Raw genomic sequence first — 13,731 nt, 5'->3', positions numbered from 1 at the left:
AAATGACCACCACCGCCACGGCTGACCAGCCGGCGACCGCGGTCGTCGGGCGCGTCGCGCGCGTCAACGGTCCGGTTGTCGACATCGAGTTCCCGCACGACTCGATCCCCGACATCTACAACGCGCTGAAGACCACTATCGTGATCGGCGAGGAGTCGACCGAGATCACGCTCGAGGTCGCACAGCACCTCGGCGACGACCTGGTGCGCGCCATCGCCCTCAAGCCGACCGACGGCATCGTCCGCGGTCAGGAGGTGCGTGACACCGGTGAGGCCATCTCGGTCCCCGTCGGTGACATCACCAAGGGCAAGGTCTTCAACGTGATCGGCGAGGTCCTCAACGGCGAGCCCGGTGAGACCATCGAGGTCACGGAGCGCTGGCCCATCCACCGCAAGGCCCCGAACTTCGACCAGCTCGAGTCGAAGACCACGATGTTCGAGACGGGCATCAAGTCGATCGACCTCCTCACCCCGTACGTGCAGGGTGGAAAGATCGGTCTGTTCGGTGGCGCCGGTGTCGGGAAGACCGTCCTCATCCAGGAGATGATCCAGCGCGTCGCGCAGGACCACGGTGGTGTGTCGGTGTTCGCCGGTGTCGGTGAGCGCACCCGTGAGGGCAACGACCTCATCCACGAGATGGAGGAGGCGGGCGTCTTCGACAAGACCGCGCTCGTGTTCGGCCAGATGGACGAGCCGCCGGGGACGCGTCTGCGCGTCGCCCTCTCGGCTCTGACGATGGCGGAGTACTTCCGTGACGTGCAGAAGCAGGACGTGCTGCTCTTCATCGACAACATCTTCCGCTTCACGCAGGCCGGTTCCGAGGTCTCCACGCTGCTGGGCCGCATGCCCTCCGCCGTGGGGTACCAGCCGAACCTCGCCGACGAGATGGGCCTCCTCCAGGAGCGCATCACCTCGACGCGTGGTCACTCGATCACCTCGCTGCAGGCGATCTACGTGCCGGCCGACGACTACACCGACCCGGCTCCGGCCACGACCTTCGCGCACCTCGACGCGACGACCGAGCTCTCCCGTGAGATCGCGTCGAAGGGTCTGTACCCGGCCATCGACCCGCTGACCTCGACGTCGCGCATCATGGACCCCCGCTACCTGGGCGAGGACCACTACCGCGTGGCGACCACGGTCAAGCAGATCCTCCAGAAGAACAAGGAGCTGCAGGAGATCATCGCGATCCTCGGTGTCGACGAGCTCTCCGAGGAAGACAAGATCGTCGTGTCGCGCGCACGTCGCATCCAGCAGTTCCTCTCGCAGAACACCTACATGGCGAAGAAGTTCACGGGTGTCGAGGGTTCGACGGTTCCGCTCAAGGAGACCATCGAGTCGTTCGACGCGATCACCCGCGGTGACTTCGACCACGTCGCCGAGCAGGCCTTCTTCAACGTCGGTGGCATCTCCGACGTGGAGGAGCGCTGGGCGCAGATCCAGAAGGAGAACGCCTGATCATGGCGCTCAACGTCAGCCTCGTCTCCGCCGACGCGGAGGTCTGGACGGGTGAGGCGAGCCTCGTGGTCGCCAAGACCGTCGAGGGCGAGATCGGCTTCATGTCCGGTCACGAGCCGGTGCTGGCCATCCTCGCCGAGGGCCAGGTCCGGATCACCCAGACCGACGGCGCCAAGGTGCTCGCCAACGCGCAGGACGGCTTCCTCTCCATGGAGGGCGACGTTCTGACCATCGTGGCGGGCAACGCGGCTCTCATCGCCTGACAGTCCTGAACATCGCGTCCGCCTCGGCACCCTCGGGTGTCGAGGCGGACGCGTCTGCGTTACGAGGTGCCATGAAGATCCTGCTTCCGCCGTCCGAGACCAAGCGTCCCGGAGGCACGGGCGCGCCGCTCGACCTCGGTGTCCTGCCGCTGCCGTCTCTCGCTGAGCATCGCGCGGCCGTGCTCGACGCCCTGGTCGAGCTCGCGGCCGACGAGGAGGCCGCCCGCCGTGTCCTCAAGCTGAGCGAGCGGCAGCTCGACGACATCGCGCACAACCGTGCTCTCCGCAGCGCTCCGACCATGCCGGCGATCGACCGCTACACCGGCGTGCTGTTCGACGCCCTCGACGCGGCCTCGCTCTCCCCGGCGTCACGGCGGTGGGCGGACGCCCACGTGTGGATCCAGAGCGCGCCGTTCGGTCCGGTCGGCGCGCTCGACCCGATCCCGACCTACCGCCTCGCCGCGGGAACGTCGCTTCCCGGGGTGCCGCCGCTCCGGCGTCACTGGGCGGAAGCCACGACCTCGGCGATCGCGGACGAGGCGCCGTCGTTCGTCCTCGACCTGCGCAGCGAGGCGTACGTGGGTCTCGGACCCGTGCCCGCATCGGTGCCCTCGGCGTATGTGCGCGTGGTCACCGAGCAGGGCAGAGCGCTGAACCACTTCAACAAGAAGTCGAAGGGCCTCCTGGTGCGCGCACTCGCGGAGGACCGACCGCGCATCGGCTCCCGCCGGGCACTGCTGCGGTGGGCGGAGGGGCGAGGCATCGTGCTGCGCGAGACCGACCATCCCGGCGAGCTGGAACTCGTCGTCGCGGAGTGAGACCGGTTCGCGGCGCGGGACGTCAGCGAGGGTCCTGCGCGCGGCGGCGGTGACGCGCTAGTGTAAGCAGCGCATCACCCGGGAATATCAGCCTTCTGGAGGGGAACCTTGGACGACTACTACGATTACGGCATCTCAGGCGGCGCACTCGTCGCGCTGACGCTGCTGTACACGATCCTGCCGCTCATCGTGTACGCGATCTACGCCTGGTTCTACATGAAGGTCTTCGAGAAGGCCGGTGTCCAGGGCAAGTGGCGCGCCTGGGTCCCGGTCTACAACTCGATGATCTTCTACAAGCTCGGCGACCTCAGCCCGTGGCTCGTGCTGTACCTCATCGGCGCCGGCGTGGTCGGGGCGATCATCCCGGTCCTGGGCTGGTTCCTCATCCTCCCGCTCGTCGGCATCGCCGGCCGTGTCCTCGACCTCATCGCCGCGTGGCGGGTCGGACTGAAGCTGCAGAAGGATGCGGTCTGGGTCATCCTGTACTTCTTCCTCCCGCCGGTGTGGCTGGGTATCAACGCCTTCGACAAGTCGCGGTGGAACCCCAACATCCAGCCCGCCTCGTGGGCCGGGAACGGCTTCCTCGGCGATCGCACGGTGTGGGACGGCATCCCGGTCCAGCCCTCCGCGACCGCGGCGCCGCAGGGGTACGGTGCCCCGCAGGGCTACGGTCAGCAGCCCCAGGGCTACCCGCAGCAGCCCCAGGGCTATGCGCCGCCGCAGCCCGGGTTCACGGCTCCGCCGGCTCCCGGCTACGCCCCGCCGGCCGCGCCCTCCGCCGCTCCCTCGACGAGCGCGCCTGTGCCGCCGACCACGCCGCCCGCTCCGCCCGCGGCTCCGCCGACCACGCCGCCGGCCCCGCCCGCGGCCCCGCCGGCCGCACCGCCGGCTCCTCCCACGACCACGAACGATCCCACGCAGCCCCCTGCGTGACCGTCGTCGCGAAACCCCCGGCCCACCGCCGGGGGTTTCGTGGTGTGAACGGTGTTCTCGCGGGCGATGCGCCCGCTAACGTGGAGGTCATGGTCTTGTCGCAGCGCCCGATCGGCGTCTCCGTTCCGCTCTGCCCCTCGAAGGGCCCCGGTGCGAGCGAGGGGATCGTGTTCCACTACGATGTGTGAGTATCCTGCGACCGCCCTTTCCGCCGCAGGTCCATCGGAGGCAGCACGTGGCTGAGACGAAGACGCACACCGTCACGGTTGCGGGACGCCCGCTGCTGCTCTCGTGGTCGGGTGTCACGGATCAGGGCCGTCGCCGTGAGACCAACCAGGACGCGTTCCTCGCGGAGTTCCCCCTCTTCATCGTCGCCGACGGAATGGGCGGGCACGCGGGAGGCGAGATCGCAAGCCAAAGTACCGTGTCCCGCCTGCAGGCCGCGGTCGTCGCGGGCGACATCTCGCATCGCACGATCGAAGAGGCTCTCGCCCGCGCCGTCGACGACATCGCGGAGCACCCGGAGACCACCGACGAGGGAACCGGGACCACGCTCACGGGCGTCTACCTGGACGACGGCGGAGACCAGGCGCAGTGGGTCGCGCTGAACATCGGCGACTCGCGGGTCTATCTCCTGCGCGATGACCGGCTCGTGCAGGTGACCACGGACCACTCGGTGGTGCAGGAGCTGATCGCAGCGGGGAAGCTCAGCCCGGAGGAGGCCGAGGGCCACCCCTACAGCAACGTCATCACGCGCGCGGTGGGCGCCAGCGAGCTCACCGCTCCGGACTACGTCACCATCGACCTGCGTCCGGGCGACCGGTTCGTGATCTGCTCCGACGGACTCACCAAGGAGCTGACCGACTACGGCATCCAGCATTTCCTGCGGGAGAACTCCGATCCGGCCGCGTGCGTCGACGCCATGCTCGCTGCGGCTCTCGACAACGGTGGTCGCGACAACGTGACGCTCATCGTGTTGCAGGTGAGCGACCCCCAGTCCTCCTCCCCAGAGGGGGACACCGCGGAGTAGTCGCTCCGACGCTGTGGACAGCAGGCTCTCTGCTGTCACGGAGCGGTGCACTGGGGAGATGGACCCGTCTCCCCTCGTCATCCCTTCCGCGCCCGCGCCGCCGCGCCGCACCTCGCTGCCTTATCTCGCGGGAATCGTCCCGGTCGGGATGGGGGTGGCGCTGTGGCTCACCACGGGGTCGGTGCAGTCGCTGTGGTTCGCCGCACTCGGTCCCCTCATGATGCTCGCTTCGGTGGCCGACGCCGCGAGGACGCGACGGCACGATCGACGGCGTGAGGCGGACAGGGTGGAGGCCGAGTGGCGCGCGGTCGAGGATGCGCTCGCCCGTCGTCACGCCGAGGAGCGGGCCCAGCTCGAGTCGCGCCACCCGGACGTCGCCGCGTGCGTCGCAGAACCGCCGCTTCGTGGGACGGATCCGATCGCTGCCGACACCGAGATGACCGTGGGTCGCGGTGTGCGTGTCAGCGCCGTGCGCACGACGGGTGGGGAGGGCGATCGAGCAGAGGCGTTCCGCGCGCGATGCGCCGAGCTCGATGACGCACCGGTCGTGGTGCGGCTCGGCGGGGGCGTCTGCGTCCGTGGCCAGGCCCCGGTCGCAGCCGCGGCGGCACGAGCTCTGGTCGCGCAGCTCTGCCTCCGCTTCGGGCCGGCGCAACTGGCGCTCGTCGGCGAGGAGCTGGCGTCGTCCGGCCTGACCACGGCGGCTCACGCGGTGCGGGCGCGCCGGGGGGCCTTCCGGGTGGGGTGGGGCACGCTCGGAGCGCCCGTCGCGGCAGATGCGGTGATCTGGACGGCGGCTCCCGACGCCGAGGTGCCGTCGGGGATCACGACCGTGCTCGACGTGGTCGAGCCGGGTGCCGCATCGCTGCGCACGCCGGAGGGCGTGACCGAGGTCGCGGTCGAGTGCCTGTCGCGACCGCAGGCAGAACTGGTCGCCTCGGCAACGGGCGAGCCGTCGGACACGCATGCGGAGCTCCCGCTCAGCGTGCCGCTGGCCGACGTGATCGTCTCAGAGGCAGGTGATGGTCTCGCGGTCGTGGTGGGCCGTGACGGCCGGGGTACCGACATCGCGGTCGATCTGGTGGAGCACGGACCGCACGCGATCGTCACCGGCATGACCGGGGCGGGAAAGAGCGAACTGCTCGTGACCTGGGTTGCGGCGATGTGTGCCGCGTACGGACCGGATCGGGTGACGTTCGTGCTGGCCGACTTCAAGGGTGGGACGGCGTTCGAGCCGCTTCGCGCTCTCCGCCAGGTGTCGGCGGTGATCACGGACCTCGACGACGAGGGTGCGCGCCGGGGTGTCTCGAGCCTGCGGGCGGAGATGCGACGACGGGAGGCCGCCCTCGCCGCGGCCGGCGTTCGAGACGTGTCAGAGGTCGACCTGCCACGCCTGGTGATCGTGGTCGACGAGTTCGCCGCCCTGCTCCTCGAGCACGCCGACCTCGGCGACGTATTCATCGACATCGCTGCGCGCGGCCGCGCCCTGGGGATGCACCTGGTCCTCGGGACGCAGCGTGCGGGCGGCGTGATCCGTGACGCCCTGGCGGCGAACTGCCCGCTGCGGATCAGCCTGCGGGTCGCAGATCCCGCGGACAGCAGGGCCGTGATCGGGACCGACGGCGCGGCGCTGCTCGATGGGGGGCCGGAGGGGCGCGGCTGTGCGCTCGTGCGTCGACCGCAGGATGCGGAGCCGCAGCTCGTGCGCGTCGCGCTGACCGGTCCCGGAGACCTGCGGCGTGCAGCGACGCGCTGGAGCCAGGCGGCTCCGGCTGTCAGCCCCTGGCTCCCGCCGTTGCCGCGACGCATCGATCTCGCAGACCTTCGTGGCGCGGATCGCGACGGCAGCGACGACGCCGGGGGAGACGCGGTGGTGCTCGGTCTCGCCGACGACCCGCAACGACAGCGGCAGCCTCGGGAGCTCCTGCGTCCGGGACGTGAGCGCGGGCTCGCCGTGCTCGGCGCTCCGGGCAGCGGACGCACGGCGCTCGTGCGCGCGGTGGCGGCCCAGCGCCATGATGCCCTGCTGTTCCCCTCCGATGCGGAAAGCGCGGTGGACCTGCTCGCGGCATGGGTCAGGGGTGACACGGAGATCCCCGAGCTCGTGCTGTGCGACGACATCGACGCGCTGCACGCCGAGCTCCCCGTCGAGTACGCACAGGAGTTCGCGCAGCGGTGGGAACAGTCGCTGCGCCTGTCACCTTCGACGACCTGGATCCTCACGGCCGCACGGGCATCGGGTCCCTTGGGCCGTGTGCTCGACGCGCTGCCCCGTCGAGCGCTTCTACGCGCGGCGTCGCGCGTCGAGCACCTCGCAGCGGGTGGCGAGACGTCGGGGTTCGTGCGGGACCGACCGCCGGGACGCGCGGTGCTCGACGGGCGGGAGGTGCAGTTCGCCTGGGCGGACGAGCGGCCGAGGCAGTCCGCTGCCTCCTCGACGGAGATCTGGGCACCGGCGAGGTCGGTCGTGGCGCTGGTCACGGCGGGCGCGTCGGACGCGGTGGGCGCACTCCGCGCGGCGCGCCCGGAGTGGGACGTGCGGACGGCCGGGAGCGACGTGCCGACGACCGCGAGCCCGTGCATCCTGATGGCCGACGCGGAGGGCTGGCAGCGGCAGTGGGCCCTGTGGCAGCAGATCCGCGCCGAGGGCGAGGTCTTGGTCCGCGCGGAGCGTCCGTCCGATCTGCGCCAGCTGGTCGGTGTGCGCGACCTCCCGCCGTTCGCCCGGCTGCATCAGGGGCGCGCGTGGTCGGTGGTGGGGGACCGCGCGCCGCGGCGGGTCGTCGTGCCGGGGCTCGGGTCGCGGTGAGGCTGGTGCGTCAGAGGCCGGCGCCGGGGCGGACCGTTCCCACGCGGGCACCGCCCCCGAGCACGTCGAGCGGGAGGGCCTCCGCGAGACCGGCCACGTCGGTGTCGCTCAGAGAGCCCGCGCGAGCCAGGAGGGTGGCGGCGACGATGGTGGACGCGCGCGCGGCGCCGTCGAGCATCTTCAGGGCCGCGGTCGTCCCGTCCGGCGCCACCATCACCATGACGCCCTCCGCGCCGCCCTTGGTGAAGACGCCGAGACGCTCGGTCGCGATGGTGTCGGGGCGGCCGGGCCCTTCGACGGTCCAGGGGTTCTCGCGCACCGCGCGGACGAGCGACCCGGCCACGCGGTGCAGCGCGAACGGCGAACGGTCGGACGCGGTGCCGATGCGGTGGATCGCGCGCGCGAGCCCGGTGAGGGTGAGCGCATGCACCGGAGCGCCGCAGCCGTCGATGGAGGTGTGCGCGATCTTCTCCCCGGTGAGGCGCTCGACGACCTCCCGGATGTGAGCCTGCAGCGGATGCGCGGGGTCGAGGTATCCCGCGGTCGGCCAGCCGGTGGCCACGCAGGCCCGCAGCATCGCGGCGTGCTTGCCCGAGCAGTTCATGCGGACGCGCGCCTCCTGGCCGTGTTCGCGCACCAGCTCGTCGCGGGTCGCGGAGTCGCCCGGCCAGGCCGGAGGGCACGCGAGATCGTCTTCCGTCAGGCCCCCGGCGGTGAGGATGTCGCGCACCACCGCGGCGTGCCGGTCTGTGCCCGTGTGGCTCGCCGTGGCGAGGGCGAGCTGTTCGCCCTCCAGCGGTGCGCCGGCGGTGATGCACGCCACGGCCTGCAGCGGCTTAAGGCTCGACCGCGGGAGGATGAGCGCGTCGGCGTTGCCGTGTCGCGCGATCACCTCGCCGTCGGGCGAGAGCACCACCGCGGCGCCGGCGTGACGTGACTCGATGAATCCGCTCCGTTCGACGACGGCGAGCTCGACGGAATCCTGAACGGTGAGTGTCTCCAGCACTCCACCAGCCTAGTGCCGGTGGTCCCGCGGCCTCGGGGTCCCCGCGGAGGGTCGCGACGTCGGCGGCACCTGGCAGACTGAGCGCATGGCAGAGCACACCACGTCGCGTCCGCTCGGTGAACACCGCTACGCTCTCACGACCACGTGGACGGGCAACTCCGGCACCGGAACGAGCGGATACCGCGACTATCGCCGCGACGTCACCATCGAGATCGAGGGCAAGCCCGCGCTGCTGGCCTCGTCCGACAAGCCGTTCCGCGGAGACCCCTCCCGCTGGAACCCCGAAGACCTCCTGCTGGCCTCGCTCTCCGAGTGCCACCTGCTGTCGTATCTGCACGCCTGCGTCACCGCCGGCGTCGTGGTCGTCTCCTACCGCGACAGCGCGCGCGGGCTGATGCGCGAGAACGGGGCAGGAGGGGGATCATTCGTCGAGGTGACGCTCTCCCCGGAGGTCGTGGTCGCCGATCCGTCCATGATCGAGGCGGCAGAGCGGGCGCACGCCCAGGCGAACGAGTGGTGCTTCATCGCGAACTCGGTCAACTTCCCGGTGCGGCACGAGGCCACGGTCACCGCGAGCGCGTGACCCCCGCGGCGGAGGGGCAACCGCTGTTGGACTCCTCGCCCGGGAGGGGACACGTGGTCGCCGCTACCGGGAGGGTCCGGGGTTCACGCTCAGCGCTACTCAGCGGCGCTCGTGCGGGAGCGCCTGCTTGATCTTCTCGATGGTGCCCTGGGCCGGAGCCTCGTTGTAGGTGCCCGCCAGTTCCTGACCGGACAGGGCATGGATCGCGGCCATGATCTCGTCGGTCGCGAGCCGCCGTGCGCGTCCGCTGGTAGCGGGTCCGTGGGGGGACAGGTCGAGCGGCTCGCCGAACCGCACCGTCACGCGTTCGGAGAGCGTCGGCATCTTCGCGCCCACCGGCATCACCTTGTCGGTGCCGATGAGTCCCACCGGGACCACCGGTGCGCCCGTCTGCAGGGCCAGGAACGCCACGCCCGTCCGGCCCTTGTACAGGCGACCGTCGGTGGAACGGGTTCCCTCGGGGTACAGCGCGACCGCGAGGCCCTCCTCGAGCAGCTGCCGCTGCAGATCGAGCGCGTCGAGTGCTGCCTGACCCGCGCCGCGCCGGACGGGGATCGCGCCGATCGCCTCGAAGAAGGTCTTGGTGAGGCGGCCGCTGAATCCGGTCCCCTCGAAGTAGCTCGACTTCGCAAGGAAGTGCACGGGCCGCGGTGCCGCGACCGGGATGGCGATCGAGTCGATGAACGACAGGTGGTTGCTCGCGAAGATCACCGGACCGGTGGTGGGGACGTTCTCGCGGCCCTCGATCCGGGGACGGTAGATCAGCCGCGCGAGCGGGGCGATCAGGCTGCGACCGAGCGCGTACGTGAAGCCCGCATGGCGCGGCTTCGGCGTGTCCTCTGAGGCGGGTTCGGGCTCGACGGACTGCTCAGAGGTCATCAGAGCAGGATACTCCCGGCCCCATGCCGACGTGGGAATGAAGACTCGCGCCCACCTCCCAGGGAGGGCAAAGGGCGATGGGGCAGGATGGAGTGTCCCGCCCGCGATCCCGAGGTCTCACTGTGCGCAAGCGTCCGCTCATCGTCCTGTCCACCGTCGCCGCGGCGACCCTCCTGCTCGCCGGCTGCTCCGGCAGCGGTTCGCCGGAGAGCTCGGGCACCCCCGACCCGTCCTCCTCGAGTGGGTGTCTGCTCGACGCGCAGCCGGGCAAGACCTCGGATTCCATTGACGTTCAGGGCGAGGGACTCGATGCCGTCGTCAAAGTGCCAGCTGATGCGGCCTTCGCCGATGTGGAGCGAACGGTGATCGCTGAGGGCACAGGTGACGAAGTCGTCGCGAATGACCTCGTCGGGGTGAAGTACCAGATCGTGGAAGCGTCGACAGGTGAAGTCGTCGATTCCTCGGCGCGAAGCGAGGGTGGTGAGGCTCCCGTCCTTCTCGACCAGAACAGTGCATCTCTCTTCATCGCCGCTCTCGAGTGCCAGCCGATCGGAACGCAGGTCGTCCTCGCCCTTCCAGGCGAGGTCTTCGGCGAGGGCGGGACGAATAAGGTCGTGTACGCAGAGGCCGTCGAGCAACTGCCCGAGGTCGCCACCGGTACGCCGGTCGACCCGACCCCCGGCATGCCCGAGGTGAAGCTGGACGACGACGGCAAGCCCAGCATCACGATCCCGGACGGCGATGCGCCGGCCGAGACCCAGGTCGCCGTGCTCAAGCAGGGAGACGGAGCGACGGTCGCCTCGGGCGACCTGGTCGTCGTGCAGTACCTCGGCGTCAAGTGGTCCGACGGCAAGGAGTTCGACTCGAGCTGGAGTCGCGACGCGGCACCGGCGCAGTTCCAGACCACCGGCGTGGTCGCCGGATTCCGGAAGGCGCTCGAAGGTCAGAAGGTCGGCTCGCAGGTGCTCGTCGTGATGCCCCCGTCCGACGGCTACGGTGCGAGCGAGGGCAACGAGCTGCAGAACGAGAGCCTCGTGTTCGTCGTCGACATCCTCGCCACGACCCCGGTCCAGGCGCAGCAGTAGCGCGGGCGCGACGGCGGCCGTGTCCTAGGCTGGCGTCATGCGTCGCGTCATCGTCCTCGGCTCCACCGGTTCCATCGGCACCCAGGCGCTGGACGTGATCCGTGCCAACCCGCGCCGGTTCGAGCTCGTCGGGCTCGCCGCGGGCTCCAACCGCGAGCTGCTGACAGAGCAGGCGGAGCAGTTCCAGGTGGAGGACACGGCCCTCGGAGCCGTCGAAGCGGAACAGCTCGTGCGGGACGTCGAGGCCGATGTGGTGCTCAACGCCATCACCGGCTCGATCGGACTCGGCTCCACGCTCGCCGCGCTGCAGGCGGGCCGCACGCTCGCCCTCGCGAACAAGGAGTCGCTGATCGTCGGGGGAGATCTGGTGCTGGCGGCGGCCGCCCCCGAGCAGATCGTCCCCGTCGACTCCGAGCACTCCGCCCTCGCACAGGCGCTCCGCTCCGGGACGCATGACGAGGTGCGACGCCTGGTGGTGACCGCGTCGGGCGGACCGTTCCGCGGACGCACGCGCAGTGAGCTCACCGAGGTCACACCGGGGCAGGCGCTCGCGCACCCCACCTGGAACATGGGCAGGACGGTCACGACGAACTCCGCCACGCTCGTCAACAAGGGGCTCGAGGTGATCGAGGCGCACCTGCTGTTCGACGTGGCCTACGACGACATCGAGGTGGTCGTGCACCCGCAGTCGATCGTGCACTCCATGGTCGAGTTCATCGACGGGTCCACCATCGCACAGGCGTCCCCGCCCGACATGCGTCTGCCGATCTCCCTCGGCCTGGACTGGCCGCACCGCATCGGCGGCGTGGGTCGACCGCTGGACTGGACGACCGCGAGCTCGTGGACCTTCGAGCCGCTCGACGGCGAGGCCTTCCCGGCCGTCGCACTCGCCAAGGCGGTCGGCCGCGCGGGCGGCACCTTCCCGGCCGTGTACAACGCCGCCAACGAGCAGGCCGTGGACGCGTTCCACGAGGGACGCCTGTCGTTCCTCGGCATCGTCGACACGATCTCCGCGGTCGTCGACCAGCACGAGGCGCCGAGCACCCTCACGGTCGAGACGCTCGCAGAGGCCGAGGACTGGGCACGGCGCACGGCCGATCGGCTCATCGCCGCGAGCTGACGGCGCGGCCGCCGAGGGCGCCCGATGCAGCGCGGCGCTGCACCGGGCGGCGGTCAGTCCTCGTCCGGGTAGGGCACAGGCCAGCGCGGTTCCGGGACCGGCCATCCGGCGGCCTTCAGCGCGCGGCGGGACAGCTCACGCGCCGAGTACGGGGTGCGCACGCCGCGGATGTCCCGGTAATCCTGATGCCCGGGACCCGCCCACAGGATCGCGTCGCCGTCGCCCACCAGGCCGACCGCCGCGACGATCGCCGCCTCCGGTGGGGAGTACTCGTGGATCTCCGCGTCGGGTCGTGCCCGGCGCGCGCCCTCCACGAGGGTCGCCCGGATGGACGCCGGGTCTTCGAAGCGCGGGTGGTGATCGGTCACGACGAGGATGTCGCTGCCCTCCACGGCCGTGCGCGCCATGTCGAAGCGCTTGCTGGCGTCGCGGTCGCCATCCGCGCCGAACAGCATCAGCACCTTTCCGGGGGTGACCCGGCGCACGGCGGCGAGGGTCTTCTCGAAGGCGTCCGGCGAGTGCCCGAAGTCTACGAACACCGCCGGTCCGCGGTCGCCGGAGACGAGCTGCGTACGGCCGGGCAGGTAGGCGTGGATGCCGCCGTCGCGGCCGAGCGCGTCGGTGATCCGCTCCCACGCGTACCCGCCCTCCAGCAGCATGACGATCGCGAGCGCGGCATTGGCGGCCATGTGCGGACCGATCACCGGCACCGTGGTGGTGAGGGTTCCGGCAGGGCCGCTCATCGTGAAGGTGGTGCCGGCGGCGCGCTCCTCGTCGATCACGACCACCCAGTCCGCGCGGGCCGCGGCATCGGGGTCGGCGGCGATCGACGGCGTGCCGACCGTGACGACGGGGATCTCCGCGCGATCGACGACCAGCGCGCCGGAGGGGGAGTCGAGGCAGACCACGCCGCGGACCGCGCGATCGGGACGGAACAGCGGCAGCTTCGCCTCGAAGTACTCCTCCATGTCGGCGTAGTCGTCGAGGTGGTCGTGGCTGAGGTTCGTGAAGCCGGCGACATCGAACCGGATCCCGTCGACGCGGTGGCGGGACAGCGCCTGCGCGCTCACCTCGACCGCGACCGCTTCCACGTGCCGCTCGCGCATCAGCGCCAGGAGCGCGTGCATCTCCGACGCCTCCGGCGTGGTGAGCCGCGACACGATGACCTCGCCCGCGATGTGGCGCTCGGCCGTCGACGACAGCCCCGTGACGACGCCCATCTGCTCGAGGATGCCCTCCAGGAGGTGGGAGACGCTCGTCTTGCCGTTGGTGCCCGTCGTCGCGAAGAGCAGCGGCAGGGGGTCGTCCGCCCCGGTGCCGTAGACCCAGGCGCTCAGGTCGCCCAGCACGGCGCGCGGATCGTCCACCACGAGGACGGGCAGGCCGGCGTCCGCGGCGATCTCCGCGCCGCACTCGTCGGTGATGACCGCGACCGCGCCCTTCTCGGCAGCGGTCGCCGCGAAGTCGGCTCCGTGGCGGTTCACGCCCTGGATCGCGACGAAGGCCTCACCGGGGCGAAGATCCGCGGTGGCGAGAGTGATGCCGCTCAGGGACACTCCGGTGGCGTCGCCGCGCACGGTGGCGGCGAATCGGGAGGCCAGTTCGGAAAGCTCGCGCCGGGGCGGGTTCGCGGGGCGGAGCACAGGGGGCAGGCTCGGTTGTTGTTCAATCGACATGTCGGATCCATGATCTCACGGCGCCGCACGGATGCCGGGCGGACGGGCCAGGGGAGGGGGGGGGGGGGGAGA

Annotated in this window: 12 protein-coding genes; 9 read left to right on the top strand and 3 right to left on the bottom strand. The window is 70.9% G+C overall.

The window, feature by feature from the left end; translation table 11 throughout:
* Nucleotides 1-2 precede the first annotated feature (2 nt).
* The 6 genes from atpD (at nucleotide 3) to ACWGQ1_RS06420 (ending at nucleotide 7,310) form a co-directional block, all read left to right on the top strand.
* Nucleotides 3-1,457 (top strand): F0F1 ATP synthase subunit beta, encoded by a 1,455-nt coding sequence (gene atpD, locus ACWGQ1_RS06445; RefSeq protein WP_136029293.1) that lies wholly within the window; start codon nucleotides 3-5, stop codon nucleotides 1,455-1,457.
* A gap of 2 nt (nucleotides 1,458-1,459) precedes the next feature.
* The gene (locus tag ACWGQ1_RS06440) at nucleotides 1,460-1,720 is read left to right on the top strand and encodes a F0F1 ATP synthase subunit epsilon (RefSeq protein ID WP_136029295.1); all 261 of its coding nucleotides are present in this window, start codon (nucleotides 1,460-1,462) and stop codon (nucleotides 1,718-1,720) included.
* 71 nt (nucleotides 1,721-1,791) lie between these two features.
* Nucleotides 1,792-2,538 (top strand): YaaA family protein, encoded by a 747-nt coding sequence (locus ACWGQ1_RS06435; protein WP_247981552.1) that lies wholly within the window; start codon nucleotides 1,792-1,794, stop codon nucleotides 2,536-2,538.
* Nucleotides 2,539-2,646: 108 nt separating this feature from the next.
* Nucleotides 2,647-3,471 carry a large exoprotein gene (locus ACWGQ1_RS06430; protein WP_452312562.1) on the top strand — a complete coding sequence of 275 codons (825 nt, stop codon included), beginning with the start codon at nucleotides 2,647-2,649 and terminating at the stop codon, nucleotides 3,469-3,471.
* 235 nt (nucleotides 3,472-3,706) lie between these two features.
* Nucleotides 3,707-4,501 (top strand): PP2C family protein-serine/threonine phosphatase, encoded by a 795-nt coding sequence (locus tag ACWGQ1_RS06425; RefSeq protein ID WP_136030030.1) that lies wholly within the window; start codon nucleotides 3,707-3,709, stop codon nucleotides 4,499-4,501.
* Nucleotides 4,502-4,559: 58 nt separating this feature from the next.
* A complete protein-coding gene (locus tag ACWGQ1_RS06420) occupies nucleotides 4,560-7,310 on the top strand; it encodes an FtsK/SpoIIIE domain-containing protein (RefSeq protein ID WP_452312561.1) in 2,751 nt (916 codons plus the stop codon).
* Nucleotides 7,311-7,320: 10 nt separating this feature from the next.
* Here the strand turns inward: ACWGQ1_RS06420 and ACWGQ1_RS06415 are convergent, their stop codons facing one another.
* Nucleotides 7,321-8,316 carry an asparaginase gene (locus ACWGQ1_RS06415; protein WP_136030025.1) on the bottom strand — a complete coding sequence of 332 codons (996 nt, stop codon included), beginning with the start codon at nucleotides 8,314-8,316 and terminating at the stop codon, nucleotides 7,321-7,323.
* Nucleotides 8,317-8,401: 85 nt separating this feature from the next.
* On the opposite strand from ACWGQ1_RS06415, the gene ACWGQ1_RS06410 reads away from it, so the two are divergent.
* Nucleotides 8,402-8,899 (top strand): OsmC family protein, encoded by a 498-nt coding sequence (locus ACWGQ1_RS06410; protein ID WP_136030023.1) that lies wholly within the window; start codon nucleotides 8,402-8,404, stop codon nucleotides 8,897-8,899.
* Between the two features lie 99 nt (nucleotides 8,900-8,998).
* Here ACWGQ1_RS06410 and ACWGQ1_RS06405 read toward each other — a convergent pair whose 3' ends face one another.
* Nucleotides 8,999-9,778, bottom strand: a complete 780-nt coding sequence (locus ACWGQ1_RS06405) for a lysophospholipid acyltransferase family protein (protein ID WP_205812755.1) — start codon at nucleotides 9,776-9,778, stop codon at nucleotides 8,999-9,001.
* A gap of 122 nt (nucleotides 9,779-9,900) precedes the next feature.
* Between ACWGQ1_RS06405 and ACWGQ1_RS06400 the strand changes: the two genes are divergently transcribed.
* Both ACWGQ1_RS06400 and dxr read left to right on the top strand, forming a co-directional pair.
* Nucleotides 9,901-10,863 carry an FKBP-type peptidyl-prolyl cis-trans isomerase gene (locus ACWGQ1_RS06400; protein ID WP_452312560.1) on the top strand — a complete coding sequence of 321 codons (963 nt, stop codon included), beginning with the start codon at nucleotides 9,901-9,903 and terminating at the stop codon, nucleotides 10,861-10,863.
* Between the two features lie 37 nt (nucleotides 10,864-10,900).
* Nucleotides 10,901-11,983, top strand: coding sequence for a 1-deoxy-D-xylulose-5-phosphate reductoisomerase (gene dxr, locus ACWGQ1_RS06395; protein ID WP_136030019.1), 1,083 nt, complete (start codon nucleotides 10,901-10,903; stop codon nucleotides 11,981-11,983).
* A 53-nt stretch (nucleotides 11,984-12,036) separates the two neighbouring features.
* Here dxr and ACWGQ1_RS06390 read toward each other — a convergent pair whose 3' ends face one another.
* On the bottom strand, nucleotides 12,037-13,659 hold the full coding sequence (locus ACWGQ1_RS06390) for a UDP-N-acetylmuramyl-tripeptide synthetase (RefSeq protein ID WP_452312559.1): 1,623 nt from the start codon (nucleotides 13,657-13,659) through the stop codon (nucleotides 12,037-12,039).
* Nucleotides 13,660-13,731: the final 72 nt, after the last annotated feature.

It is taken from the genome of Microbacterium sp. NPDC055599 (assembly GCF_053618975.1).
Note: the sequence above shows the minus strand (reverse complement) of the source record. Positions and strands in the feature narration are given on the sequence as shown.